We start from the raw sequence: 26852 nt of genomic DNA on the forward strand, positions 1-26852 counted from the left end.
GGATTAATAAGGAATTTATAGTGAAGAAAATCGTATTTTCAGTCGTGGCGGCGTGTTCGCTTTTTGCCTTATTCGGCTGTAACCATCGCTCGGATGTGGAAACGTTACAACCGGCGCCGATGGAAGAGCTAAAGCCGATGCAGCAGAGCTGGCGCGGCGTGCTGCCTTGTGCCGACTGTGAAGGTATCGAAACATCTCTCTTTCTTGAGAAAGACGGTACCTGGGTGATGAATCAACGCTATCAGGGCGTCAGCCGTGAGCCTTCCTCTTTTGCTTCATACGGTACCTGGGCGCGTACGGCCGATAAGCTGGTGCTAACCGACAGCAAAGGCGAGAAGTCTTACTATCGGGCAAAAGGCGACAAGCTGGAGATGCTCGATCGCAATGGGAATCCGATTGAGTCAACGCTGAACTATACCCTTGAGTCAGTCAAAGCCAGTTTGCCGATTACGCCGATGGCAATGCGCGGAATGTATTTCTATATGGCAGATGCCGCGACCTTTACCGACTGCGCCACCGGCAAGCGCGTAGCGGTCGCTAACAACGCTCAGCTCGAACGTGATTATGCCGCTGCGCGCGGGACGGATACTCGACCGGTACTGCTGGTGGTGGAAGGGCATTTCACTCTTGAAGCGAATCCGGATTCGGGAGCGCCGGTGAAAGTACTGGCGGTGGATTCGAGCGGGAAGTTTTACCAAAAAGAAGACTGTAATTCCCGTTAATTAAGTCCTACTAAGCGGCTTGCTTTAATATAAATTCCTAACTTCAGATGCCCGATATACTGCAATTGTGTTTCGGGCTTAAAGTTTGCAATATCGCCCTCACGCATATGCAGCAGGTCAGATGGGCTAATCCAGCCCGGCTGGGCCATGGTCAGCGGGTGTCCAGCCTTCGCAAAGGCATCGCTGACAAACTCAGAACAAAACCACGCCTTTTTCTCCCCACTCCCTGCATCGCTTAGCTGCGCTTTGGCCAGACCATTAACGCACTGCTGGCGAAAATCTCTGGAGAAGGGATTCAGTGAGCACAGCTGTTTTGTCACCATAAAAGGCATAAATTCAATGATCCCGCGATAGTTGTAACGGCTGTCTTTGTTTTTATAAGCGAAGTTTTTAATCTCTGTGGCCTGTTGCGGCGTAAGGGCTGGCGCTCTTAGCGCAAACAGTTTATCGCTGTGCTGCATGGCCTGCTGGAGAGGAACAATCTGCACTCCGGCACCGGTGGCTTCTGCAACCTGGTTATCACCGATATAGATAGCGACATGGCTAACGGAAGAGTTGCTAAAAGCACGGATCCCCAGCGATGTCATGCCAATGCTTGAAGAGAAAAGCAGATCGCCGGGACGCAGGTCTTGTTCGTTAATCTCAATTAGCGTTTTATTGGTTACTGAGCTCTGGCGCTGAAATTTGATCGCCCATTGCTGTGACTGCTGATTAATCGCTGAGGCTGAAGATGCCGTCTGGCCGACGTCCATCGTGCAGGCAGAAAGCAATATTAATGCGGGAAGAAGCAGGCAGTAATGCGCCATTCCTTTAGCCATGATTACCATCCTTGTAAAAAAGAGGCTCTGAAAAACAGAGCCTCTTTGCTGGTATTAACCTTTAATTTGGGTGACCAGATAATCTACGATATCGCCGGTTTTAATCAACTGCTTCTCACCGCTACGACGATACTTGTATTCGATATCGTCGTTATCGAGGTTACGGTCCCCTAACACGATAGTGTGTGGAATACCGATAAGCTCCATATCGGCGAACATGACGCCCGGACGCTCTTTACGATCGTCCATCAGCACTTCGATGCCCCTGGCTGTCAGCTCAGCGTACAGCTTCTCGGCCAGCTCCTGCACGCGGTAGGATTTGTGCATGTTCATCGGCAGAATCGCAACCTGGAACGGCGCGATAGCTTCCGGCCACAGGATCCCGCGCTCGTCAAAGTTCTGCTCAATGGCTGCCGCCACCACGCGAGTCACCCCGATACCGTAGCAACCCATGGTCAGGATCTGGTTACGGCCATCTTCGCCCTGGACTGAGGCTTTCATCGCTTCTGAGTATTTGGTACCCAGCTGGAAGATGTGGCCTACTTCAATACCGCGTTTAATCAGCAGCGTGCCTTTACCGTCCGGGCTCGGGTCGCCCGCTACCACGTTGCGGATGTCGGCGACTTCCGGGGTGGCGACGTCGCGATCCCAGTTGATACCGAAGTAGTGTTTACCATCGATGTTTGCGCCGGCGGCGAAATCGCTCATGGCGGCAACGGTACGGTCAATAATCACCGGAACAGGCATATTAACCGGGCCAAGAGAACCGGGACCTGCTTTCACCAGCGCGCGAATCTCTTCTTCGGTTGCGAAGGTCAGCGGGCTGGCGACCTGCGGCAGTTTTTCCGCTTTGACTTCGTTCAGCTCGTGATCGCCGCGAACCAGCAGGGCAATCAGCGGAGACTTGCTGTCTTCTACCGCTTTTACCAGCAGGGTTTTCACGGTTTTCTCAATGGGCAGACTGAACTGCTCAACCAGCTCGGCGATGGTTTTGGCGTTCGGCGTATCGACCAGAGTCATTTCCTGGGTGGCTGCGGCGCGCGGCTCTTTCGGTGCTACGGCTTCGGCGAACTCGATATTGGCCGCGTAGTCGGAAGAATCAGAGAAGATCACATCGTCTTCACCGCTCTGCGCCAGTACCTGGAATTCGTGGGAGGCGCTACCGCCGATAGAACCGGTGTCAGCCTGGACCGCGCGGAAATCCAGCCCCATACGGCTGAAGATTTTGCTGTACGCGGCGTACATTGCGTCGTAGGTCTCCTGCAGAGACTCCTGCGAGGTATGGAAAGAGTAAGCATCTTTCATCAGGAACTCACGGGAACGCATCACGCCGAAACGTGGACGTACTTCATCACGGAATTTGGTCTGGATCTGATAGAAGTTCAGCGGCAGCTGTTTGTAAGAGCTTAGCTCGTTACGGATCAGGTCGGTGATCACTTCTTCATGGGTCGGGCCAAGTACGAACGGACGATCGCCACGGTCAGCAATACGCAGCAGTTCCGGGCCGTACTGTTCCCAACGGCCGCTCTCTTGCCACAGCTCAGAGGGCTGAACTACCGGCATTAACACCTCGATCGCACCGGCGTTGTTCATCTCTTCACGCACGATGTTTTCGACTTTTTTCAGGACGCGCACGCCGGTCGGCAGCCAGGTATATAACCCGGAGGCCAGCTTGCGGATCATCCCGGCGCGCAGCATCAGCTGATGGCTGATAACTTCGGCGTCGGCAGGTGTCTCCTTCAGAGTGGAGAGCAGGTATTGGCTAGTACGCATGTTGTTACGGTTCCATTTGGACGATCGATACAGGCTGGAAGCCAGCCTGACACAAAAAAGTGGTTTAGTTTACCAGTGTGGCAAAGATGCCAAAAGAGAGGAAAATAAAATTAGCGTGGTTCGAGAGAAAAGACTTCAAAACCGGACGAAATCACTCGCCAGCGTACGTTAAAATCCAGTAGCCAGACGGCGTAGGTTTTCCCCGGCTCCTCTTCTTTACGATATGCCGGCCGCGGATCCTGTGCCAGAACCTCGCGAATAAACAGCTTAAGTCGTGGATAGCGCCTTTCCAGGGTTAAAAGCTGGGATTCTGTTTCTGGCGTGAAGCTAACCGTGATTTCGGCCAGTGGCGCCTGCTGAGCGTAGCTTGCGTTGGCTTCCGGCAGCGCTTCGGCAAATGGCAGATAGGGTTTGATATCCACCACCGGCGTGCCATCTACAAGGTCCAGACTGCCTAGTTCAAGAACGACATGCTCTTTCTGGCAGCGAATACCTTTTAGCTCGACCAGCGACATACCGATTGGGTTGGGACGAAAGGTCGAACGGGTAGCGAAAACGCCCATTCGCGCATTACCGCCAAGGCGAGGAGGGCGTACGGTGGGGCGCCAGCCGCCTTCCATCGTTTGATGGAAAATAAACAGCACCCAAAGATGGCTGAAGTTTTCCAGACCGCGTACGGCATCGGCCTGGTTATAAGGCGGCAGCAGATGTAATTCACCGCCGCCGTTTTTTACTAATCCTGGCTGGCGGGGAACGGCAAATTTTTCTCTATAAGGCGAGCGAATAACGCCTATCTGCGCAAACTGAAAATCACTCATTGCGCCGTAACGTTAAGCGCTGAACCAAGGCAGACGGCCTGACGGTAGCAACCCGGGGTTCCGCTGGTGACTTCGCAGCGGTGCAACAAAACGGCGTTGGCTTTCATTTTTGCCGCGTTAATCTGCATACGCTTGCGAGCGGTAGGGATATTTGGCGGAGAGTCTTGATTAGAGGCCTGGCATGATTCACCCGTGACTTCGCCCAGTTCACGGAAAGGTTTACCCACCAACTCAGTCGCATCGGTATAGATTCTTACCGGAGCCGGGCGCGTCGCTTTCGGCTTTGCCGGTTCCGATTTGGCGGGCGGAGTTACGGTGCTTTGTACTGGTTCGACGGGAGATCTGCTTAGCATAGAACAACCGCTTAACATGAGTGCTAACAAACAGATCGGTAAAGCACGCATAGTATTTCCTCAATAAATAGTAAAACAGGGCGCTATTGAATCAGGTGCTTGCATAAATGACAAGACGGGCATATAGCCCGTCCTGAATGATATTACGCTGAAAAAAGATTACCAGCCTTTAACCGCGCCGCCGTTAAAGATTTTGTTGGCCGCTTCGTAAACTTCGTCACTCTGGTAAGCCTGAACAAATTTCTTAACATTTTCCGCATCTTTGTTGTCTTCACGAGCGACAATCAGGTTGACGTACGGAGACTCTTTACCTTCAACAAAAATACCATCTTTTGAAGGCGTTAAGCCAATCTGGCTGGCATAGGTGGTATTAATAACCGCCAGAGCGATCTGCGCATCATCCAGAGAACGCGGCAGCTGCGGGGCTTCCAGCTCAACAATTTTCAGGTTTTTCGGGTTTTCAATAATATCCAGAGAGGTTGGCAGCAGACCAACGCCTTCTTTCAGTTTGATCAGGCCAACCTGCTGCAGCAGCAGCAGAGAGCGGCCAAGGTTGGTTGGATCGTTAGGAATAGCGACCTGAGAACCCGGCTGCAGCTCGTCCAGCGATTTGATTTTTTTCGAATAGCCGGCAATGGGGTAAACAAAAGAGTTACCTACGGAAACCAGCTTGTAGCCGCGGTCTTTGATCTGCTGATCGAGATACGGTTTATGCTGGAAGGCGTTAACGTCGATATCGCCTTTGCTCAGCGCTTCGTTCGGCAGAACGTAGTCGTTGAAGGTGACCAGTTCAACATCGAGGCCGTATTTGTCTTTTGCTACTTTCTGCGCGACTTCAGCTACCTGCTGTTCCGCACCGACGATAACGCCGACTTTAATATGGTTAGGGTCTTTCTCGTCCTGACCGCAACCCACCAGAGCCAGAGAACCGATTAACGCGCCGACTGCCGCAAAGGTTTTGAAATTAAAGGCCATGTTATTTCCTTCCTGTAAGATTCTGTATTGTGTGTGATGTTATTTGTGAGTTACAGCCCGGACGATACGATCGCCAGAGAATTGAATTAAATAAACCAGAATAACCAGTAATACCAGTACGGTATTCATCACCGTTGCATTGTAGCCGATATAGCCGTACTGATAGCCAATCTGTCCCAGACCGCCGGCACCAACGGCGCCGCCCATCGCGGAATAGCCAACCAGCGTGATAAGGGTAATGGTTGCCGCATTCACCAGACCCGGCAGCGCTTCCGGCAGCAGAACCTTACGGACGATCTGCATCGGCGTTGCTCCCATGGCGCGGGATGCTTCGATAAGCCCGGTAGGGATCTCCAGCAGGGCGTTTTCAACCATACGGGCGATAAATGGCGCAGCGCCGACCGTCAGCGGAACAATGGCCGCCTGCAGGCCGATTGAGGTTCCTACAATCACGCGAGTGAAAGGGATCATCCACACCAGCAGGATGATAAAAGGAATCGAGCGGAAAATGTTCACCACTGCCGAAAGCGTGCGGTAGAGTTTGGCGTTAGCGACAATTTGCCCCGGTCGGGTAACGTACAGCAGTACGCCCACAGGCAGGCCGAGAACAAAACCGAAGAAGCCGGAGACAAACGTCATGGCCAGCGTTTCCCATACGCCGCGAACCAGCAGCCAGATCATTGGTTCAGACATATCCCAGTACCTCTACTTTTACATGGTGTTCCTGTAGCCAGGCGATGGCGGCCTGGGTATCTTCCTGCGAACCGTGCATCTCGGTCAGCATAATGCCGAACTTCACGCCGCCCGCGTAATCCATCTGCGCGCTAATAATGTTGTTATTCACATTAAAACGACGGGCAGTCTCAGAAAGCAGCGGCGCATCAACCGAGTGGCCGGTGAACTCCATGCGCAGCATGGGTACGCTATCGGGAAGAGCTTCAGGTTTCAGACGTGCCTGATAATCATCCGGGATATCAAGGTGCAGCGTTGATTGAATAAACTGCTGTGCCAGCGGGGTCTTGGGATGAGAGAAGACTTCGCTCACCGTGTCCTGTTCAATCAACTGACCATTGCTGATAACGGCAACGCAGTCACAGATGCGTTTGACGACATCCATTTCATGGGTAATAAGCAGAATCGTCAGGCCCAGACGACGGTTGATGTCCTTGAGCAATTCCAGAATCGAACGCGTGGTAGCCGGGTCCAGGGCGCTGGTGGCTTCGTCGCATAGCAGGACCTTTGGGTTGCTCGCCAGCGCACGGGCGATGGCTACGCGCTGTTTTTGGCCGCCAGAGAGATTTGCCGGATAGCTATCGTGTTTATCTCCCAGGCCGACGAGATCCAGCAGTTCGGTCACCCGACGCTTGATTTCATCTTTAGACGTATTATCGAGTTCCAGAGGCAAAGCCACATTACCGAACACGGTGCGCGAGGCAAGCAGGTTAAAGTGCTGGAAGATCATGCCGATCTGGCGGCGCGCGCGGGTCAGCTCTTTCTCTGAAAGCGCTGTCAGTTCCTGGCCATCAACCTGTACGCTGCCCTGGGTTGGACGTTCAAGCAGGTTAACGCAGCGGATTAACGTACTCTTACCCGCGCCGGAAGCGCCGATGACGCCATAAATTTGCCCGGCAGGGACATGCAGGCTGACATCGTTTAGCGCCTGTATGCTGCGGTTCCCCTGCTGGAACACTTTGGTGATATTCGAAAGTTTAATCATCAGTTATTTATTATCGTTTAGCCGTTTGCCGTGGCATTTTCTTCTGCCGTGTCCAGGCGAAGCCTGTCAATGAAATGGATGTTAAGGCATCCAGACGTCTAAATCAATCTGACTCTGTATAATGAGCACTTTCTTGCGCCCGGAAACATGCGATACTACACGCATTAGCCTTTATCAGGAGCAAACCGGTGGCAATGTCAGTACCCGCAATTTTTCTTGACCGTGATGGCACGATTAATGTCGATCACGGCTACGTCCATGAAATCGACAACTTTGAATTTATCGATGGCGTCATTGACGCGATGCGTCAATTAAAGGAGATGGGCTATGCGCTGGTGCTGGTGACCAACCAGTCAGGCATCGCTCGCGGTAAGTTTACTGAAGAGCAGTTTGAAACGCTCACCGAGTGGATGGACTGGTCGCTGGCCGATCGCGGCGTTGACCTGGATGGCATCTATTATTGTCCGCACCACCCGCAGGGAACCGTCGAAGAGTTTCGCCAGACCTGTGACTGCCGTAAGCCGCATCCGGGTATGCTGATCTCCGCTCGCGACTATCTGCATATTGATATGGCTGCTTCCTATATGGTGGGCGATAAAATAGAAGATATGCAGGCGGCTTTAGCTGCTGATGTTGGCACAAAAGTATTAGTACGCACCGGCAAGCCCGTGACTCCAGAAGCGGAAAATGCCGCTGATTGGGTCCTTAATAGCCTGGCAGACCTACCGGATGCTATCAAAAAGCAGCAAAAATAAGCGTTATGTATAAAAGATGAGCGGTTGAAATAAAATTGTATTTTACCGCTTGTCAGCGCCGAATAACTCCCTATAATGCGCTCCCACTGACCCGGCAGATGTGAATCACTTCACACAAACAGCCGGTCGGTTGAAGAGAAAAAATCCTGACATTCAGGGTTGACTCTGAAAGAGGAAAGCGTAATATACGCCACCTCGCGACAGAGCGCTGAAGCGCGTCGCAACTGCTCTTTAACAATTTATCAGACAATCTGTGTGGGCACTCAAAGTGACATGGATTCTTAACGTCTTCGGACGAAAAATGAATACCAAGTCTCAAAGAGTGAACACGTAATTCATTACGAAGTTTAATTCTGTGAGCATCAAACTTAAATTGAAGAGTTTGATCATGGCTCAGATTGAACGCTGGCGGCAGGCCTAACACATGCAAGTCGAACGGTAGCACAGAGAGCTTGCTCTCGGGTGACGAGTGGCGGACGGGTGAGTAATGTCTGGGAAACTGCCTGATGGAGGGGGATAACTACTGGAAACGGTAGCTAATACCGCATAACGTCGCAAGACCAAAGAGGGGGACCTTCGGGCCTCTTGCCATCAGATGTGCCCAGATGGGATTAGCTAGTAGGTGAGGTAACGGCTCACCTAGGCGACGATCCCTAGCTGGTCTGAGAGGATGACCAGCCACACTGGAACTGAGACACGGTCCAGACTCCTACGGGAGGCAGCAGTGGGGAATATTGCACAATGGGCGCAAGCCTGATGCAGCCATGCCGCGTGTATGAAGAAGGCCTTCGGGTTGTAAAGTACTTTCAGCGGGGAGGAAGGTGTTGTGGTTAATAACCGCAGCAATTGACGTTACCCGCAGAAGAAGCACCGGCTAACTCCGTGCCAGCAGCCGCGGTAATACGGAGGGTGCAAGCGTTAATCGGAATTACTGGGCGTAAAGCGCACGCAGGCGGTCTGTCAAGTCGGATGTGAAATCCCCGGGCTCAACCTGGGAACTGCATTCGAAACTGGCAGGCTGGAGTCTTGTAGAGGGGGGTAGAATTCCAGGTGTAGCGGTGAAATGCGTAGAGATCTGGAGGAATACCGGTGGCGAAGGCGGCCCCCTGGACAAAGACTGACGCTCAGGTGCGAAAGCGTGGGGAGCAAACAGGATTAGATACCCTGGTAGTCCACGCTGTAAACGATGTCGACTTGGAGGTTGTTCCCTTGAGGAGTGGCTTCCGGAGCTAACGCGTTAAGTCGACCGCCTGGGGAGTACGGCCGCAAGGTTAAAACTCAAATGAATTGACGGGGGCCCGCACAAGCGGTGGAGCATGTGGTTTAATTCGATGCAACGCGAAGAACCTTACCTGGTCTTGACATCCACAGAAGTTTTCAGAGATGAGAACGTGCCTTCGGGAACTGTGAGACAGGTGCTGCATGGCTGTCGTCAGCTCGTGTTGTGAAATGTTGGGTTAAGTCCCGCAACGAGCGCAACCCTTATCCTTTGTTGCCAGCGGTCCGGCCGGGAACTCAAAGGAGACTGCCAGTGATAAACTGGAGGAAGGTGGGGATGACGTCAAGTCATCATGGCCCTTACGACCAGGGCTACACACGTGCTACAATGGCATATACAAAGAGAAGCGACCTCGCGAGAGCAAGCGGACCTCATAAAGTATGTCGTAGTCCGGATTGGAGTCTGCAACTCGACTCCATGAAGTCGGAATCGCTAGTAATCGTGGATCAGAATGCCACGGTGAATACGTTCCCGGGCCTTGTACACACCGCCCGTCACACCATGGGAGTGGGTTGCAAAAGAAGTAGGTAGCTTAACCTTCGGGAGGGCGCTTACCACTTTGTGATTCATGACTGGGGTGAAGTCGTAACAAGGTAACCGTAGGGGAACCTGCGGTTGGATCACCTCCTTACCTGAAAGAACCTGCCTTTGTAGTGTCCACACAGATTGTCTGATGAAAAATAAGCAGTAAGAAAATCTCTGCAGGCTTGTAGCTCAGGTGGTTAGAGCGCACCCCTGATAAGGGTGAGGTCGGTGGTTCAAGTCCACTCAGGCCTACCAAATTCGTCTCCGTGCTTTGTTGTGGCAAAGCTCGCATACTTCAGTATGCTTCGCTTCACCACGCCGCGCCCGAAAACGAATTAAGGTTAAAAGAGATTTAATCGATGGGGCTATAGCTCAGCTGGGAGAGCGCCTGCTTTGCACGCAGGAGGTCTGCGGTTCGATCCCGCATAGCTCCACCATCCTTACTGCAAAAAACAAGAAAACTTCAGAGTGTACCTGAAAAGGTTCACTGCGAAGTTTTGCTCTTTAAAAATCTGGATCAAGCTGAAAATTGAAACGACACACTGTTGATGTGTGTTCGAGTCTCTCAAATTTTCGCGACACGAGGGTGTTTCACGAAACATCTTCGGGTTGTGAGGTTAAGCGACTAAGCGTACACGGTGGATGCCCTGGCAGTCAGAGGCGATGAAGGACGTGCTAATCTGCGAAAAGCGTCGGTAAGGTGATATGAACCGTTATAGCCGGCGATGTCCGAATGGGGAAACCCAGTGCAATTCGTTGCACTATCGTTTGATGAATACATAGTCAAACGAGGCGAACCGGGGGAACTGAAACATCTAAGTACCCCGAGGAAAAGAAATCAACCGAGATTCCCCCAGTAGCGGCGAGCGAACGGGGAGCAGCCCGGAGTCTGAATCAGCGTGTGTGTTAGTGGAACGGTCTGGAAAGTCCGACGGTACAGGGTGATAGTCCCGTACACCAAAATGCACATGCTGTGAACTCGAAGAGTAGGGCGGGACACGTGGTATCCTGTCTGAATATGGGGGGACCATCCTCCAAGGCTAAATACTCCTGACTGACCGATAGTGAACCAGTACCGTGAGGGAAGCGAAAAGAACCCCGGCGAGGGGAGTGAAAAAGAACCTGAAACCGTGTACGTACAAGCAGTAGGAGCCTCCATGTTGGGGTGACTGCGTCCTTTTGTATAATGGTCAGCGACTATATATCTGTAGCAAGGTTAACCGTATAGGGGGAGCCGCAGGGAAACCGAGTCTAACTGGGCGTTAAGTTGCAGGGTATGAGACCGAAACCCGGTGATCTACCATGGGCAGGTTGAAGTTGGTAACACTAACTGGAGGACCGAACCGACTAATGTTGAAAAATTAGCGGATGACTTGTGGCTGGGGGTGAAAGGCCAATCAAACCGGGAGATAGCTGGTTCTCCCCGAAGCTATTTAGGTAGCGCCTCGTGAACTATCTTCGGGGTAGAGCACTGTTTCGGCTAGGGGGTCATCCCGACTTACAACCCGATGCAAACTACGAATACCGAAGAATGTTATCACGGGGACACAACGGCGGGTGCTAACGTCCGTCGTGAAGAGGGAAACAACCCAGACCGCCAGCTAAGGTCCCAAAGTCATGGTTAAGTGGGAAACGATGTGGGAAGGCCCAGACAGCCAGGATGTTGGCTTAGAAGCAGCCATCATTTAAAGAAAGCGTAATAGCTCACTGGTCGAGTCGGCCTGCGCGGAAGATGTAACGGGGCTAAACCATGCACCGAAGCTGCGGCAGCGACACGATGTGTTGTTGGGTAGGGGAGCGTTCTGTAAGCCGTTGAAGGTGGCCTGTGAGGGCTGCTGGAGGTATCAGAAGTGCGAATGCTGACATAAGTAACGATAATGCGGGTGAAAAACCCGCACGCCGGAAGACCAAGGGTTCCTGTCCAACGTTAATCGGGGCAGGGTGAGTCGACCCCTAAGGCGAGGCCGAAAGGCGTAGTCGATGGGAAACAGGTTAATATTCCTGTACTTTGGTGTTACTGCGAAGGGGGGACGGAGAAGGCTATGTTGGCCGGGCGACGGTTGTCCCGGTTTAAGCATGTAGGCGGAGGCTCCAGGTAAATCCGGAACCTTATTAACGCTGAGGTGTGATGACGAGGCACTACGGTGCTGAAGTGACAAATGCCCTGCTTCCAGGAAAAGCCTCTAAGCATCAGGTAACATCAAATCGTACCCCAAACCGACACAGGTGGTCAGGTAGAGAATACCCAGGCGCTTGAGAGAACTCGGGTGAAGGAACTAGGCAAAATGGTGCCGTAACTTCGGGAGAAGGCACGCTGATGGTAGGTGAAGTGACTTGCTCATGGAGCTGAACTCAGTCGAAGATACCAGCTGGCTGCAACTGTTTATTAAAAACACAGCACTGTGCAAACACGAAAGTGGACGTATACGGTGTGACGCCTGCCCGGTGCCGGAAGGTTAATTGATGGGGTTATCCTGCGCGGAGAAGCTCTTGATCGAAGCCCCGGTAAAACGGCGGCCGTAACTATAACGGTCCTAAGGTAGCGAAATTCCTTGTCGGGTAAGTTCCGACCTGCACGAATGGCGTAATGATGGCCAGGCTGTCTCCACCCGAGACTCAGTTGAAATTGAACTCGCTGTGAAGATGCAGTGTACCCGCGGCAAGACGGAAGACCCGTGAACCTTTACTATAGCTTGACACTGAACACTGGTCCTTGATGTGTAGGATAGGTGGGAGGCTTTGAAGTGTGGACGCCAGTCTGCATGGAGCCATCCTTGAAATACCACCCTTTAATGGCTGGTGTTTCTAACGTGGGCCCGTAATCCGGGTTGCGGACAGTGTCTGGTTGGGTAGTTTGACTGGGGCGGTCTCCTCCCAAAGCGTAACGGAGGAGCACGAAGGTCAGCTAATCCTGGTCGGACATCAGGAGGTTAGTGCAATGGCATAAGCTGGCTTGACTGCGAGCGTGACGGCGCGAGCAGGTGCGAAAGCAGGTCATAGTGATCCGGTGGTTCTGAATGGAAGGGCCATCGCTCAACGGATAAAAGGTACTCCGGGGATAACAGGCTGATACCGCCCAAGAGTTCATATCGACGGCGGTGTTTGGCACCTCGATGTCGGCTCATCACATCCTGGGGCTGAAGTAGGTCCCAAGGGTATGGCTGTTCGCCATTTAAAGTGGTACGCGAGCTGGGTTTAGAACGTCGTGAGACAGTTCGGTCCCTATCTGCCGTGGGCGCTGGAGAATTGAGGGGGGCTGCTCCTAGTACGAGAGGACCGGAGTGGACGCATCACTGGTGTTCGGGTTGTCATGCCAATGGCATTGCCCGGTAGCTAAATGCGGAAGAGATAAGTGCTGAAAGCATCTAAGCACGAAACTTGCCCCGAGATGAGTTCTCCCTGACTCCTTGAGAGTCCTGAAGGAACGTTGAAGACGACGACGTTGATAGGCCGGGTGTGTAAGCGCAGCGATGCGTTGAGCTAACCGGTACTAATGAACCGTGAGGCTTAACCTTACAACGCCGAAGATGTTTTGGCGGATTTGAGACGATTTTCAGCTCTGATTCAGAGTCCGAAGGATTTTACGCTGAGACAAGGCGGCAAGCGAAGCGATGGAAGGAGCATACTGAAGTATGTGACTGACATTCGCGAGAGCAGCCAACGCAGTATGAGCGTAAAAGACACAGGACGAGCACAAAGAATTTGCCTGGCGGCAACAGCGCGGTGGTCCCACCTGACCCCATGCCGAACTCAGAAGTGAAACGCCGTAGCGCCGATGGTAGTGTGGGGTCTCCCCATGTGAGAGTAGGGAACTGCCAGGCATCAAATTAAGTAGTAAGCCGGTGCGTAAATCCGGTGGTTACAGAAGTATTCGGTGGAGCGGTAGTTCAGTCGGTTAGAATACCTGCCTGTCACGCAGGGGGTCGCGGGTTCGAGTCCCGTCCGTTCCGCCACTTATTAGAAGCCCTGAGCATTTGCTCAGGGCTTTTTCTTTGCCTGTCATTTAATTATTGCTGTTCTGGCAAAAATCCTCTGCATTTATCGATCTTTTTCTCGCTCCTTTGGTCCGTCATAATTATCCCCGTTAACCAATATTTATAAATAAAGAGGAAAATCATGACAATCCCTGCATTTGGTCTCGGGACTTTCCGTCTGAAAGATGACGTGGTGATCGCATCGGTAAAAACGGCGCTTGAGCTGGGCTACCGCGCTATCGATACCGCGCAAATTTATGATAATGAAGCGGCCGTCGGCCAGGCTATCGCAGAAAGCGGCGTTGCGCGCGAAGAGCTGTTCATCACCACCAAGATCTGGATTGAAAATTTAAGCAAAGATAAGCTTATTGCCAGCCTGAAAGAGAGTCTGCAGAAGCTGCGTACTGATTATGTCGATCTCACGCTGATCCACTGGCCATCACCAAATAATGCCGTTGCAGTCGAAGAGTTTATGACAGCTCTGCTGGAAGCGAAAAAGCAGGGGCTGACCCGCCAGATTGGTATCTCTAATTTCACTATTCCGCTAATGGAAAGAGCAATTTCCGCCGTTGGTACAGAGAATATTGCCACCAACCAAATTGAGCTGTCGCCTTATTTGCAGAATCGTAAAGTCGTTGACTGGGCATCTGAGCACGGTATCCACATTACCTCTTATATGACACTGGCTTATGGTAAGGCGTTAAAAGATGAGGTTATTGCCCGCATTGCGGCTAAACACGACGCAACTTCGGCACAGGTTATCCTGGCGTGGGCAATGGGCGAAGGTTATGCAGTAATACCGTCTTCGACTAAGCGTGAAAACCTGGCAAGCAACCTTAAAGCCCAGGCGCTACGGTTGGATAAAGACGATCGCCAGGCGATTGCCGCTCTGGATCGCAACGATCGGTTAGTTAGCCCGGAAGAGTTAGCTCCAGACTGGGACTAATCTAATCCATTCTGTACTTTATAACCCTCTTACAGCTCCTTCGGGAGCTGTTTTACATGCTCGCTAAGAAAGTCGATAAAGGCTCTGATCCTTGTACTTACGGCTCTGTCGCTGTAGTAAACCGCGCTGAACGGCATTTCAATCGGCAGCCTTTTGTCAGCCAGCAGCTCGACGAATTCCCCTTCAGCAATTTCCTTATCCACCATATAGTCTGACAAACAGGCGATACCGTTACCGGCCAGGCATAGCTGTTTGAGCGTTTCTCCGCTATTTGATGAGATCTCGCTGTCGATTTCCAGCAGCTGGCCATCGCAGCAGGAGACAGGCCATGTATTCAATGACGCGGGTTCGCTGAAACCGAGGCACTGATGGTGTTTTAGCTCAGCGATGCTTTGCGGCGTCCCGTGACGAGCAAGATATTCTGGTGAAGCGATTATTTTGCGGTAGCTATTGAACAATGGTCTGGCACGCAGGCTGGAATCGGTCAGCGTGCCGGCGCGGATAGCAACGTCAACTTTACGTTCAATCAGGTTGATAAAGGTTTCTGAAGAGACCAGGGTAAGGTTCATTTCCGGATAGCGTTCCCGGAAAGGCTTTATCAAAGGCAACAGGAAATGCAGTATTACCGGCGTCGCCGCATCAACGCGTAATAATCCCCTTGGCGTCGTACGGCTCTCCAGAAGCTCATTTTCAGCAGCGGCCATCTCCTGAAGTACAACCTGCATTCGACGGAAGTAACGCTCCCCTTCTTCGGTCAGGCTTAACTGACGGGTCGTTCGGTTAAGCAGGCTTACGCCGAGTTTGGACTCCAGTTTTTTCACCGCCCGGCTAACGGCGGAGTTAGCCTGACCAAGCTGTTCAGCTGCACGACTAAAGCTGCCGCTCTCTACCACGGCGACAAAAATGGCGATTTCTTCTGAGGTGGCTCTCATTATTGCACCTATGGCAAAATTATATTGATATTTTGGCTATTTTTGTTATTAAAACATCTCTTCATACTACGTGTCATCTTAATCCTGATGATACGGAGTACATTATGCCGCTGGCGCTACTTGCCTTAACTATCGGTGCCTTTGCTATTGGCACCACTGAATTTGTCATTGTGGGACTGGTACCCACTATTGCTGAACAGCTTGCTATTTCTCTGCCTTCTGCCGGGCTGCTGGTTTCGATATATGCCCTGGGCGTAGCGATAGGCGCGCCGGTGTTAACTGCTCTGACCGGACGTATACCGCGCAAGCAGCTGTTGCTGGCGTTAATGGCGCTGTTTACCGCTGGCAATCTGCTGGCCTGGCAGGCACCGGGCTATGAAACGCTGATCCTGGCCCGCTTACTCACGGGGCTGGCGCACGGAGTATTTTTTTCGATCGGTTCGACAATTGCGACCAGCCTGGTACCTAAAGAGAAAGCGGCTTCGGCGATTGCGATTATGTTTGGCGGCCTGACCGTTGCGCTGGTGACCGGTGTGCCATTGGGTACTTTTATCGGCCAGCACTTTGGCTGGCGTGAAACGTTCCTGGCCGTCTCGATCCTTGGCGTACTGGCGTTAATAAGCAGCCTTATCCTGGTTCCGAATAATATTCCTGGTCGCATTAGTACGGGTCTGCGCGCTCAGCTTAAAGTGCTAAATCACCCGCGTTTACTGATTATCTACGCTATCACCGCATTGGGATATGGCGGCGTTTTTACCGCTTTTACCTTCCTGACGCCGATGATGCAGGATCTTGCCGGGTTTAGCCCGTCAGCCGTCAGCTGGATTCTTCTTGGCTACGGTGTTTCTGTCGCGGTGGGTAACGTATGGGGCGGAAAGCTGGCGGATAAACATGGAGCCGTGCCCGCCCTGAAGCTGATTTTTGCCGCGCTAGTTGTGCTACTTTTGCTTTTTCAGTTTACGGCCAGTATCCAGTATGCCGCGCTGGCGACGGTGCTGGTGATGGGGGTCTTTGCTTTTGGTAACGTTCCGGGTCTGCAGGTGTACGTTGTTCAGAAAGCTGAACAATATACCCCGGACGCGGTAGACGTGGCTTCTGGGCTGAATATCGCGGCATTTAATGTTGGTATTGCATTAGGCTCGGTCATCGGCGGACAGACGGTAGCGCATTATGGGCTGGCCCAGACGCCCTGGATTGGCGCGCTGATTGTCCTTATCGCGCTATTACTGGTCGTTCTCTGCGGTCGGCTTGATAAGCCTCAGCGCTGTGCTACCACTCTTTCCGTAGAAGGATAAAGGTTTCTGGCAAATTGCATTGAAAGTGTATACGAAAATCCCTATAACAGAAGAACCAGCTGTAGTCGGGCTGGTTTCATGTTATCGAGGTTTGATGCCTAAATTGCGAAAGAATACCTATGCCATGCGCTATGTCGCCGGACAACCAGCGGAGAGAATTTTACCTCCGGGGTCGTTTGCTGGCATAACTCCGGCTTTTCCGGCCGGGGTTCCATTAAGTTCGGATGAGAAAATCCGCGTGCTGGTGTGGAACATTTTTAAACAGCAGCGCGCCGAATGGAAATCCGTCCTTAACAATTTCGGTAAAGATGCTCATCTGGTGTTACTGCAGGAAGCACAAACCACGCCAGAATTAGTTAAATTCGCCACGTCCAATTATCTGGCCGCTGACCAGGTTCCCGCTCTGGTGCTTCCGCAGCATCCTTCCGGTGTGATGACGTTAGCCTCAGCGCATCCTGTTTACTGCTGCCCGCTGCGCGAACGTGAACCTATCCTGCGGCTGGCAAAGTCGGCGTTAGTCACCGTTTACCCATTACCGGATTCCCGTCTGCTGATGGTGGTGAATATCCATGCGGTTAACTTCAGCCTTGGCGTTGATGTTTACAGCAAGCAGCTGCTGCCCATTGGCGACCAGATTGCCCATCACAGCGGGCCGGTGATTATGGCGGGTGACTTTAACGCCTGGAGCCGTCCGCGAATGAATGCTTTGTATCGCTTTGCGCGTGAAATGTCGCTGCGCGAAGTTCGCTTCTCTGACGATAAGCGTCGCCGCACTTTTGGCCGTCCGCTTGATTTTGTGTTCTATCGGGGGTTAAGCGTACATGACGCTTCCGTGCTGGTGACGCGCGCCTCCGACCACAACCCTCTACTAGTTGAATTCAGTCCCGGCAAGCCTGATTAATTAAGGTATGTCAGGCCTGCCATGGGGCAGGCCTGCGTATGCATGGTGCTGCCTTTATTACTCAAACAACCGAAGGACAATGCAATGACAACACGCTCTCATCATGACAACGTCGAAAAACAGTTTGGCTCACAGGCCAGCGCCTACCTGACCAGCGCCGTACATGCCTCCGGGCGCGATCTGCAGCGTCTGGCCGAAAGGCTGGCTGACTTCCCCCAGGCGCAGGTGCTGGATATGGGATGCGGCGCAGGACACGCCAGTTTCGCGGCGGCAGGGCAGGTGGCACAGGTGACGGCGTATGATTTATCCAGCCAGATGCTGGACGTTGTAGCGCAGGCCGCAGTGGATAAAGGTTTCGCTAATATTGCAACACAGCAGGGCTATGCCGAATCTTTGCCGTTCGCTGATGCCAGCTTTGATGTGGTGATAAGTCGTTATTCCGCACACCACTGGCACGACGTCGGTCAGGCATTACGCGAAGTTAAGCGGGTACTGAAGCCTGGCGGAGTGATGATTATTATGGATGTGATGTCACCTGGTCATCCGATTCGCGATATCTGGCTGCAGACCGTTGAAGCGCTGCGCGATACATCCCATGTCCGCAATTATTCCAGCGGCGAATGGCTGGCAATGGCCAGCGAAGCCGGTTTGGTGGTTAACCACCTGCTGACCGATCGCTTGCCTCTGGAATTTGGCTCATGGATAGCACGTATGCGAACGCCCGCAGCGCTGGCGGAAGCCATTCGTTTATATCAGGAGAGCGCATCGGCGGAGGTGAAGTCCTATTTTGCCTTGCAACAGGATGGTTCATTCACCAGCGATACGATTATGTTCGAGGCCCACAAGGCAATTTAACGTACAGATAAAACAAAAGGCACCACATGGGTGCCTTTTTAATGCCTGCTGAATTATCAGGATTCTGGTCTGTCGCTGTTTTTTACAAAAAGCGTCAGCTGATCGCCAGGCTTCAGGTTGCCAGTATCGCTGTTCCAGCGCATCACATCACGAATGTTCACGCCATGGCGTTTCGCAATGCTCGACAGCGAGTCGCCTTTACGCACGCGATAGGTAATGCTGTCGCTATTGTTTGCGAGACGCTCAGCGCTGGAGCCTGCGCCAATCACCAGATTCTGACCTATTTTCAGGTTAGAACCGCGAATACCGTTCCATTGCTGCAGATCTTTCGTCGATACGCCGAGACGCGATGCAATGCCGGAGAGAGTATCACCGGAACGCACCTGGTAGCTGCGGCTGGTCAACGGTCTGTTATCCGCAAGCTGAGTCGGCTGTACGGCTGCAATATCACCGGACGCCAGGGACTCACGTAACTGCGCCGCGTGTTTCTGCGGTACCAGGACATAATTTGGCCCATTAGCACCCAGAGTCGACCCCTTAACGCCCGCATTGAAAGTCTTCAGCTTGCTTACAGGCATTCCTGCCATATCGGCTAGCTGTGAAATCTCAACTGGACTGTCTAGGCGTACACGCGCCAGAGCACGGCTTTCGTCTGCTGTTGGCAGCTTCACGCCATAACGCTTGCTGTTCTTGAGAATATCGCTCAGAGCCAGCATTTTCGGAACGTATACTTTGGTTTCCTGTGGTAATGACAGCGACCAGAAATCTGTGGGTTTACCACTCGATTTGTTCGCTTTAATAGCCTTCATTACCCGGCCTTCACCGCTGTTGTACGCTGCGACGGTTAACAACCAGTCGCCGTCAAACATTTTGTTCAGACGCTGCATCATGTTTAACGCTGCCGTCGTTGAGGCAACGATATCACGACGCGCGTCGTAACTGCGGGTCTGCTTCAAACCATAATTGCGCCCTGTGCTCGGAATGATCTGCCAGATGCCTGCGGCATTGGCGCCAGACGTTGCGTGCGGGTCAAAAGCGCTCTCCACTATGGGTAGTAATACCAGCTCCATAGGCATGTTACGTTTCTTAACTTGCCCGGCTATCCAGTACATATACGGCTCTGCCCGTAAAGTTACATCGTGGAGATAGCTCTTATTTCTTAAGTACTTCTGTTTTTGTTCGCGAATCCGGACGTTTTCCGGAATTCCCATCTTTAGCTCGTCGCCTATCGAAGTCCACAGATCCTGGTCTTGCGCGTAGAAGGTTCCATCATCTAACCAGCGCGCTCGACTTGCGAACTTACTTGCTTCCCCTTGACTCGCTGCAGAAAGGCTCTGTGCGTGCTGCTGTACGGTGCCATCGTTCTTAGACGCCTGGCACCCCACCAGCAGGACAGAGGCGAGTAAAATCGCTCGTGCCTTCATGTGTGTGTCAATAGTTGCTTAAAAGACGAGCAAGGATAACGGTGAAGTCGTCTGAAGACAAGAATTAAATATCAGAAGTCGTCTTTCTTTGACCTTAACCAGGCAAATCGCTGAGCAGAGTGTTGCAAATTTGTTTCTTTGTTTATTTCTTCAATTAAATCATCATCATCTGTACGTAAAAATAAATTTATACGCCGTTCATTTTTCAGAATTACGGGGAGTGTTTTTTGTTTTTTTGCGCGTAACTCATTAACTTTGCGATAGTAATCATTTATATCCCTATCATGCGGTAGGATGCTCATTGCAAACTTCATGTTTGCTAAAGTGTACTCATGTGCGCAACATATTAATGTTTCATCAGGAAGGGCGTTAATTTTCTTAAATGATTGATACATTTGGTCTGCAGTACCTTCGAATAGTCTGCCGCAGCCGCCGGAAAACATTGTATCGCCACAAAATAGATAAGGTTCGCTGTAGAAACAGATATGTCCTAAAGTGTGACCTGGAGTGGCAAAAATAGAAAATTCGCGCCCCAAAACGGAAAGGGTTTCTCCGTCCCTTACGATATGGGTTGCGCCCTTATCCTGGGTTTCTGCCGGTCCGTAAACCACAAGAGTTGGAAATTTTGCACAGAGTTCTTTTACGCCGCCAACGTGGTCATGGTGATGATGCGTCAAAAAGATAGCTTCTGGCTGCCAGTGATTTTCTGCTATTGCGGCCAGTACCGGAGCAGCCTCCCCCGGGTCGACTATCAGACAGCGTCCGCTATCTTCACTAAGAACCCAGATGTAGTTGTCCTGAAATGCGGGAATACTGATAAGATTCATAAATTACCTCTAAAGCGTAGCGGAAGGTTGCGATGAAGCCGGCAAGGATACCTCATACAGTTACAGCGCCAGAGCACTGGTCCAGCATGCCGTGGGGCGAATACTACCGTGAGACGCTGGAACGGCAGATGAAACCGTGGCTGGCTAAATTATATGGCTTTCATTTACTTAAGATTGGCAATCTGAGCGCGGAAATCAATACCGAGTCCTGTGCGATTTCCCATCAGGTGAACGTCTCGTTACAGGGGAATCCAGTACAGGTGAAGGCAGATCCGCTGCATTTACCTTTTGCCGAAAAATCGGTAGATGCCTGCCTGCTGGCACATACTTTACCGTGGTGTAGCGATCCGCATCGACTACTGCGGGAAGCCGATCGTGTGCTGATTGATGATGGCTGGATAATTTTAACCAGTTTTAACCCCGTGAGTCTGATGGGGTTACGTAAGCTGGTACCGGTGTTACGCAATAAGCCCCCGTATAACAGCCGCATGTTTACCTTAACGCGCCAGCTTGACTGGCTGGCATTGCTTAATTTTGAGGTTATGCACTATGGGGGTTATCAGGTACTGCCCTGGTCTCGTCACGGAGGTAAAATGCTCAGTACGCATCTACCTGCTTTGGGATGCCTGCAGCTGATTATTGCTCGTAAGCGCACTATCCCCCTGACGCTGAATCCAATGAAGTCTGGTAAAGCAAAAAAACGTATACCGCAGGCGGTTGGCGCCACGCGTCAGTGGCGCAAAGAGCAGAATTAGCTTTCTGCCTGATAACCGGTATCGTCCCGGGTTGGGTTTGAGGCTGCCGCGCGCGCCAGTTCATCGCAGCGTTCGTTTTCCGGGTGTCCGGCATGGCCTTTGACCCATTCCCACTTGATTTTGTGTTGACCCAGCGCGGCGTCAAGCCGCTGCCAGAGATCGACATTTTTCACCGGTTTTTTGTCCGCCGTTTTCCAGCCGCGTTTTTTCCAGTTGTGGATCCACTGCGTAATTCCCTGACGAACATACTGGCTGTCGGTGCTGAGGATCACTTCACAATGCTCTTTCAGCGCCTCAAGGGCGACGATCGCCGCCATCATCTCCATACGGTTGTTCGTCGTAAGGGTAAAGCCTTCGCTAAAGGTTTTTTCTTTCCCGCGATAGCGTAAAATTGCACCGTAACCGCCTGGGCCTGGATTACCAAGGCAAGAACCATCGGTGAAAATTTCTACCTGTTTGAGCATCTCTGGTAGACTTCCTGTAATTGAAATCGATACGTAAAACGGTAAGTCTGACATAAATGACCGCTATGAGCACTGCAATTACGCGACAGATCGTTCTTGATACCGAAACCACCGGTATGAATCAGATTGGCGCGCACTACGAAGGGCACAAGATAATCGAAATCGGTGCGGTAGAAGTGATCAACCGCCGCCTGACCGGGAATAACTTCCACGTCTACTTAAAGCCGGACCGGCTGGTGGATCCTGAAGCTTTTGGCGTCCACGGTATTGCGGACGAATTCCTGATGGATAAGCCCGTATTTGGCGATGTTGTCGATGAGTTTCTCGACTATATCCGCGGTGCGGAGCTGGTCATCCATAACGCATCGTTCGATATCGGCTTTATGGATTACGAATTTGCCAAGCTGAATCGCGGAATTCCGAAGACCGATACCTTTTGTAAGGTGACCGATAGCCTGGCCCTGGCGCGTAAAATGTTCCCGGGCAAACGTAACAGTCTTGATGCGCTTTGCTCGCGTTATGAAATAGACAACAGTAAGCGAACGCTGCACGGGGCGTTGCTTGATGCCCAGATTCTGGCCGACGTTTATCTGATGATGACCGGTGGCCAGACTACGATGGCCTTCTCAATGGAAGGTGAAGGGCAGCAGCAGGCCGGAGAAATGGGAATACAGCGCGTTGTTCGTGCCGCAAGCAAATTACGCGTGATTTATGCCTCTGACGAAGAGCTGATGAACCATGAGTCACGCCTTGATTTGGTACAAAAGAAAGGTGGAAGCTGCCTCTGGCGTGCCTGAGTTGCCATGAGATGCACTAAAAATAGTCTGATGGGCGATTTTTGCAGCAAGCGATTCAAAAATGAAGAAAAACCGTTGACGGAGTAGAGGGGAAACCGTAATATTCGCCTCGTTCCCAACGGAACAGTAAGTGGAGCGGTAGTTCAGTCGGTTAGAATACCTGCCTGTCACGCAGGGGGTCGCGGGTTCGAGTCCCGTCCGTTCCGCCACTATTCAGAAAGCCTGAATCAGCAATGATTCAGGCTTTCGTCGTTTTAGCCTGCTGAATCATTACTCTTCCCTCTTTTCGTCGCCGCATTAACGCTTTTGCTCTGAGCAGCTTGAGTTTTCTCTGGGGTCTCAGGGGCGCGTTATCGCGGTGATTTAAGGCATAAAGAAAGGGAGCGTAGGCTCCCTGATATGCGGGCTTTAATTGAGCGTGAAGGGGTCGGCATCCTGCCAGGCTGGAAACTTCTCGCGATACTCGTTCAGCGCCGTCAATGAAAGCTCTGCGTCAAGGCGAGTGGCCTGATGTGGTTCAGCGGTGGCGATGATCTCGCCCTGCGGCGTTATTATCCGGCTGTCGCCCCTGTAGTGATGGCCATTGCCGTCGGTACCGACGCGATTGCATCCGGCTACATAGGCCTGATTTTCGATAGCCCTGGCCACCAGTAGCGACTGCCAGTGCGTTGAGCGTGGCGCGGGCCAGTTGGCAACATAGAGCGCTAAATCGTAGTCGTTATGGTTGCGTGACCAAACCGGGAAGCGCAGGTCATAGCACACCAGCGGCAGAATTTTCCAGCCGCGCCATTCAAAAATCACCCGCTCTTTACCCGCCTCGTAATGATGGTGTTCATCCGCCATACGAAACAGATGTCGTTTATCATAAAAATGCGTTTTGCCGTCAGGCTCTACCAGCAAAAAACGGTTTACGGGCCCGCGTTCCGTTTGCAACGCCGCGCTACCGGCAATCAGTGCGCTGGTCTGCGCGGCTTTGGCTGCCATCCAGGCGACAACCTCCTGCTGGGATAGCGATTTTTTGGCGGCCTCCATAGCGAAACCTGTTGTGAACATTTCGGGCAAAACAATGAGGTCACGTCCGGTAATCCCTTCCAGTTGACGATCGAAATGGCGCAGGTTGGCGGGACCGTCCATCCACACCAGCGGTTGTTGTAAAAGGGTAATTTTTAATCCGGACACAGTGGTGAACTCCTGCGTGATAAAAGTAATTATAGTTACTTTAACACCATATCAGCCGACGTATGGTTCGCGGAATATTTTGTAAAAGAAATGACCGGCCTGGAAATGCCTTACGACAAATTGCCGGAAAAAAGAGAGGCGGGGAATTCCCCGCCTCGGTCGTGATATGGTTATTGTTTGTTTTTAAGCCGCTTCAATTTTACGGACTTTCTCCGGCAGCTTTACCGGGCGGGTCGCCAGTTCATCCGCAGCGAAATCGTCGACGTTAATACTGCGCAGGCGGCTGGTTTCCGCTCGGACCAGGATATCCGCCTCGTCCTGATTAATTAACCCTTTTGCCAGCGCGTTACTGGCCAGTTCATCAAGACGAGTAAACGACAGGTTTTTTCCCAGTTCTTTACAGATGCGCTGGTGGATAGGGTCTGCAGCCATGACATCAAGCAGCGCCTCTTCCAGCAGGCCGACCGGGTTATGTTCGCCTGGCGTCAGATATTGACCACGGCCAATGCGTGAACGAGTGGCGCTCGGGATCTGCAGGATTTTCGCTACCTTATGATCCAGTTTGTCTGAAGGCGCCAGATAGTGACGTCCGGTCGGGAAGATAGCCACGCGAAGCGCTCCTGCGACCAGCCGATTCGGGAAGTTGGCCAGCAGATCGTCAATCGCCTGTTCAGCCTGATACAAAGCATCCTGCACGCCCCAGTGAACCAGCGGTAAATCTGCTTCGTTACGTCCTTCATCGTCATAGCGTTTCAGTACTGCCGAAGCCAGATAGAGCTGGCTCAGCACATCGCCAAGTCGAGCTGAAATCCGCTCGCGACGCTTCAGGCTTCCGCCCAGTACCGCCATCGAGACGTCTGACAGCAGGGCCAGGTTGGCGCTCAGGCGATTCATATGCTGATAGTAGCGACGAGTGGCATCGCGGGTCGGCGAGCTGCTGGTGAGGCCGCGAGTCAGGCCCAGCCAGAAACTGCGTACTTTGTTGCTTCCCACGTGGCCAATGTGCTTAAACAACAGTTTATCGAAAGCATCAACGTCGTTATTCTGCGCTGCAGCCATTTCATCCAGCACGTACGGATGGCAACGAATCGCTCCCTGGCCGAAGATCATCATGCTGCGGGTAAGGATATTCGCGCCTTCAACGGTGATGGCGATCGGCGCCCCTTGATAGGCTCGCGCCAGGAAGTTGCCGGTACCGAGCATAATCCCTTTACCGCCGGTAATGTCCATCGCGTCAATGATGGAGCGCTGGCCGCGGTGGGTACAGTGATATTTCACAATCGCCGACAGCACCGCCGGTTTTTCGCCGAGCATAATGCCGTAGGTGATCAGCGAAGCGGCGGCATCCATCACGTAGGCGTTGCCTGCAATACGCGCCAGCGGTTCTTCAATCCCTTCCATTTTACCGATAGAGATTTTGAACTGGCGGCGGATGTGCGCGTATGCGCCGGTGGCCATGGCGACAGATTTCAGGCCGCCGGTGGCGTTTGAGGGCAGGGTGATGCCGCGACCAACGGATAAACACTCGACGAGCATCCGCCACCCCTGACCGGCCATTGACGGGCCGCCAATAATGTAGTCAATAGGAACGAAAATATCTTTGCCCTGTGTCGGGCCGTTCTGGAACGGAACGTTCAGCGGGAAATGGCGGCGACCGATTTCCACGCCTGGTGTGGTGGTTGGGATAAGCGCGCAGGTAATGCCCAGCTCTTCTTCGCCGCCCAGCAGACGATCGGGGTCAGAGAGTTTGAACGCCAGTCCCAGCACGGTGGCGATAGGCGCAAGCGTGATATAGCGCTTGTTCCAGGTCAGGCGCATGCCCAGCACCTGCTGGCCCTGCCACTCGCCCATGCAGACTACGCCGGTATCCGGAATCGCGCCGGCATCGGAACCCGCCTCCGGACTGGTCAACGCGAAGCAAGGAATTTCCTGACCGCGAGCCAGACGTGGCAAATAGTGGTTTTTTTGTTCTTCGGTACCGTAATGTTGCAACAGCTCGCCCGGGCCTAATGAGTTAGGTACGCCGACGGTAATCGCCAGGATACCTGAGACGCCCGACAGTTTTTGCAGTACCCGTGCCTGAGCGTAAGCGGAGAACTCCAGACCGCCGTACTCTTTTTTAATGATCATCGCGAAGAAACGATGTTCTTTCAGATAAGCCCACAGCTCTGGCGGTAGATCGGCCATTTCGTGGGTAATTTCGAAATCATTTGCCATGCGGCAGGCTTCTTCGACCGGGCCATCAATAAAGGCTTGTTCTTCCGCGGTCAGGCGCGGCTGCGGATAGTTGTGCAGTTTCTGCCAGTCCGGATTACCGCGGAACAGGTCGCCTTCCCACCACGTCGTACCAGCGTCAATCGCCTCTTTCTCGGTGCGCGACATCGGCGGCATGACCTTACGGAAAGCACGGAATGCCGGAACTGAAATCATAGATTTACGCATCGGCGCAAAGTTGAACGGCAGCAAAATGATCGCCAGCGGAACCAGCAGCCAGATATTCCACAGTCCCGCAGCGCCGAGGGCGGCGGTCCAGACAAGCAAAATCGCGCTGCTAAGCAGCAGATTGATTCGGTGATAGAAGAGCGCACCGAGTAAAACAACGGTTGCAACAATACTCAAAATCATCATAGAGAAATGCTCCCTGTCTTGTAGGAGGTCTGACCACTTGTGATGATATGGTTGTAGTGGATGTAATTTGTTTTATCAATGTGTTTACAAAATAATTACAACCTTGCTCACATTGTTGTACGGAAATGCGGCACATAAAA

At 52.3% G+C, this 26852-nt stretch carries 21 protein-coding genes, 4 tRNA genes and 3 rRNA genes; 15 read left to right on the forward strand and 13 right to left on the reverse strand.

From position 1 onward, the window contains the following. The first annotated feature begins 20 nt into the window (after window positions 1-20). Window positions 21-722: an envelope stress response activation lipoprotein NlpE gene (nlpE, locus tag GJ746_RS04970; RefSeq protein WP_154679190.1), complete on the forward strand. Its 702-nt coding sequence runs from the start codon at window positions 21-23 to the stop codon at window positions 720-722. Here nlpE and GJ746_RS04975 read toward each other — a convergent pair. The 7 genes from GJ746_RS04975 to metN form a co-directional block, all read right to left on the reverse strand. After that, window positions 719-1540 (reverse strand): YaeF family permuted papain-like enzyme, encoded by an 822-nt coding sequence (locus GJ746_RS04975; RefSeq protein WP_154679191.1) that lies wholly within the window; start codon window positions 1538-1540, stop codon window positions 719-721. The two genes, nlpE and GJ746_RS04975, sit on opposite strands and share 4 nt — an antisense overlap. Before the next feature lie 54 nt (window positions 1541-1594). Further along, window positions 1595-3313 (reverse strand): proline--tRNA ligase, encoded by a 1719-nt coding sequence (proS, locus tag GJ746_RS04980; protein WP_154679192.1) that lies wholly within the window; start codon window positions 3311-3313, stop codon window positions 1595-1597. Window positions 3314-3423: 110 nt separating this feature from the next. Continuing rightward, window positions 3424-4131 carry a tRNA (N6-threonylcarbamoyladenosine(37)-N6)-methyltransferase TrmO gene (gene tsaA / locus GJ746_RS04985; protein ID WP_154679193.1) on the reverse strand — a complete coding sequence of 236 codons (708 nt, stop codon included), beginning with the start codon at window positions 4129-4131 and terminating at the stop codon, window positions 3424-3426. Continuing rightward, on the reverse strand, window positions 4128-4535 hold the full coding sequence (gene rcsF, locus GJ746_RS04990; RefSeq protein ID WP_154679194.1) for an Rcs stress response system protein RcsF: 408 nt from the start codon (window positions 4533-4535) through the stop codon (window positions 4128-4130). The genes tsaA and rcsF overlap by 4 nt, the downstream gene beginning before the upstream one ends. A 108-nt stretch (window positions 4536-4643) precedes the next feature. Beyond that, on the reverse strand, window positions 4644-5459 hold the full coding sequence (metQ, locus tag GJ746_RS04995) for a methionine ABC transporter substrate-binding lipoprotein MetQ (RefSeq protein WP_154679195.1): 816 nt from the start codon (window positions 5457-5459) through the stop codon (window positions 4644-4646). A gap of 39 nt (window positions 5460-5498) precedes the next feature. Continuing rightward, window positions 5499-6152, reverse strand: coding sequence for a methionine ABC transporter permease MetI (locus GJ746_RS05000; RefSeq protein WP_004098792.1), 654 nt, complete (start codon window positions 6150-6152; stop codon window positions 5499-5501). Further along, window positions 6145-7176, reverse strand: coding sequence for a methionine ABC transporter ATP-binding protein MetN (gene metN, locus GJ746_RS05005; RefSeq protein ID WP_154679196.1), 1032 nt, complete (start codon window positions 7174-7176; stop codon window positions 6145-6147). The genes GJ746_RS05000 and metN overlap by 8 nt, the downstream gene beginning before the upstream one ends. 188 nt (window positions 7177-7364) lie before the next feature. Between metN and gmhB the strand changes: the two genes are divergently transcribed. From gmhB to dkgB, 8 genes are all read left to right on the forward strand, one after another. Next, window positions 7365-7931 carry a D-glycero-beta-D-manno-heptose 1,7-bisphosphate 7-phosphatase gene (gene gmhB / locus GJ746_RS05010; protein WP_154679197.1) on the forward strand — a complete coding sequence of 189 codons (567 nt, stop codon included), beginning with the start codon at window positions 7365-7367 and terminating at the stop codon, window positions 7929-7931. A 370-nt stretch (window positions 7932-8301) separates the two neighbouring features. Next, a 16S ribosomal RNA gene (locus tag GJ746_RS05015) occupies window positions 8302-9841 on the forward strand. A gap of 72 nt (window positions 9842-9913) precedes the next feature. Next, a tRNA-Ile gene (locus GJ746_RS05020) sits at window positions 9914-9990 on the forward strand. Between the two features lie 106 nt (window positions 9991-10096). Continuing rightward, window positions 10097-10172 (forward strand) — tRNA-Ala (locus tag GJ746_RS05025). 178 nt (window positions 10173-10350) lie between these two features. After that, window positions 10351-13250, forward strand: a 23S ribosomal RNA gene (locus GJ746_RS05030). Window positions 13251-13440: 190 nt separating this feature from the next. Beyond that, window positions 13441-13556 (forward strand): 5S ribosomal RNA (rrf, locus tag GJ746_RS05035). The 16S, 23S and 5S rRNA genes sit together here with 3 tRNA genes alongside, the layout of an rRNA operon. A 55-nt stretch (window positions 13557-13611) precedes the next feature. Further along, window positions 13612-13688, forward strand: a tRNA-Asp gene (locus GJ746_RS05040). Window positions 13689-13851: 163 nt separating this feature from the next. Beyond that, window positions 13852-14655, forward strand: coding sequence for a 2,5-didehydrogluconate reductase DkgB (gene dkgB / locus GJ746_RS05045; protein WP_154679198.1), 804 nt, complete (start codon window positions 13852-13854; stop codon window positions 14653-14655). Window positions 14656-14684: 29 nt separating this feature from the next. Here the strand turns inward: dkgB and yafC are convergent, their stop codons facing one another. Then, window positions 14685-15587 (reverse strand): DNA-binding transcriptional regulator YafC, encoded by a 903-nt coding sequence (yafC, locus tag GJ746_RS05050; protein ID WP_154679199.1) that lies wholly within the window; start codon window positions 15585-15587, stop codon window positions 14685-14687. A 104-nt stretch (window positions 15588-15691) separates the two neighbouring features. Here yafC and GJ746_RS05055 point away from each other — a divergent pair, with 104 nt between their 5' ends. The 3 genes from GJ746_RS05055 to GJ746_RS05065 all read left to right on the forward strand — a co-directional run bounded on the left by GJ746_RS05055 (window position 15692) and on the right by GJ746_RS05065 (window position 18638). After that, window positions 15692-16882: an MFS transporter gene (locus GJ746_RS05055; protein ID WP_154679200.1), complete on the forward strand. Its 1191-nt coding sequence runs from the start codon at window positions 15692-15694 to the stop codon at window positions 16880-16882. Between the two features lie 103 nt (window positions 16883-16985). Further along, window positions 16986-17783, forward strand: a complete 798-nt coding sequence (locus tag GJ746_RS05060; protein WP_154682647.1) for an endonuclease/exonuclease/phosphatase family protein — start codon at window positions 16986-16988, stop codon at window positions 17781-17783. Window positions 17784-17867: 84 nt separating this feature from the next. Then, window positions 17868-18638, forward strand: a complete 771-nt coding sequence (locus tag GJ746_RS05065; protein WP_154679201.1) for a class I SAM-dependent methyltransferase — start codon at window positions 17868-17870, stop codon at window positions 18636-18638. 56 nt (window positions 18639-18694) lie between these two features. Here the strand turns inward: GJ746_RS05065 and mltD are convergent, their stop codons facing one another. Then, complete coding sequence (gene mltD / locus GJ746_RS05070; protein ID WP_154679202.1) at window positions 18695-20062, reverse strand: murein transglycosylase D; 1368 nt, start codon at window positions 20060-20062, stop codon at window positions 18695-18697. Window positions 20063-20133: 71 nt separating this feature from the next. Continuing rightward, on the reverse strand, window positions 20134-20889 hold the full coding sequence (gloB, locus tag GJ746_RS05075) for a hydroxyacylglutathione hydrolase (RefSeq protein ID WP_154679203.1): 756 nt from the start codon (window positions 20887-20889) through the stop codon (window positions 20134-20136). 32 nt (window positions 20890-20921) lie between these two features. Here gloB and GJ746_RS05080 point away from each other — a divergent pair, with 32 nt between their 5' ends. After that, window positions 20922-21644, forward strand: a complete 723-nt coding sequence (locus GJ746_RS05080; protein ID WP_154679204.1) for a class I SAM-dependent methyltransferase — start codon at window positions 20922-20924, stop codon at window positions 21642-21644. On the opposite strand, the gene rnhA is transcribed toward GJ746_RS05080, so the two are convergent. After that, window positions 21641-22108, reverse strand: coding sequence for a ribonuclease HI (gene rnhA, locus GJ746_RS05085; protein ID WP_154679205.1), 468 nt, complete (start codon window positions 22106-22108; stop codon window positions 21641-21643). The genes GJ746_RS05080 and rnhA overlap by 4 nt on opposite strands. Before the next feature lie 65 nt (window positions 22109-22173). On the opposite strand from rnhA, the gene dnaQ reads away from it, so the two are divergent. Then, window positions 22174-22905 carry a DNA polymerase III subunit epsilon gene (gene dnaQ, locus GJ746_RS05090; protein ID WP_154679206.1) on the forward strand — a complete coding sequence of 244 codons (732 nt, stop codon included), beginning with the start codon at window positions 22174-22176 and terminating at the stop codon, window positions 22903-22905. A gap of 132 nt (window positions 22906-23037) precedes the next feature. Next, window positions 23038-23114 (forward strand) — tRNA-Asp (locus GJ746_RS05095). Window positions 23115-23313: 199 nt separating this feature from the next. Here the strand turns inward: GJ746_RS05095 and GJ746_RS05100 are convergent. After that, window positions 23314-24084 carry an amidohydrolase gene (locus tag GJ746_RS05100; protein ID WP_154679207.1) on the reverse strand — a complete coding sequence of 257 codons (771 nt, stop codon included), beginning with the start codon at window positions 24082-24084 and terminating at the stop codon, window positions 23314-23316. A gap of 183 nt (window positions 24085-24267) precedes the next feature. Further along, complete coding sequence (fadE, locus tag GJ746_RS05105; RefSeq protein ID WP_154679208.1) at window positions 24268-26712, reverse strand: acyl-CoA dehydrogenase FadE; 2445 nt, start codon at window positions 26710-26712, stop codon at window positions 24268-24270. Window positions 26713-26852 lie beyond the last annotated feature (140 nt).

It is taken from the genome of Klebsiella oxytoca (assembly GCF_009707385.1).
In the GTDB taxonomy this organism is placed as follows: domain Bacteria; phylum Pseudomonadota; class Gammaproteobacteria; order Enterobacterales; family Enterobacteriaceae; genus Klebsiella; species Klebsiella oxytoca_C.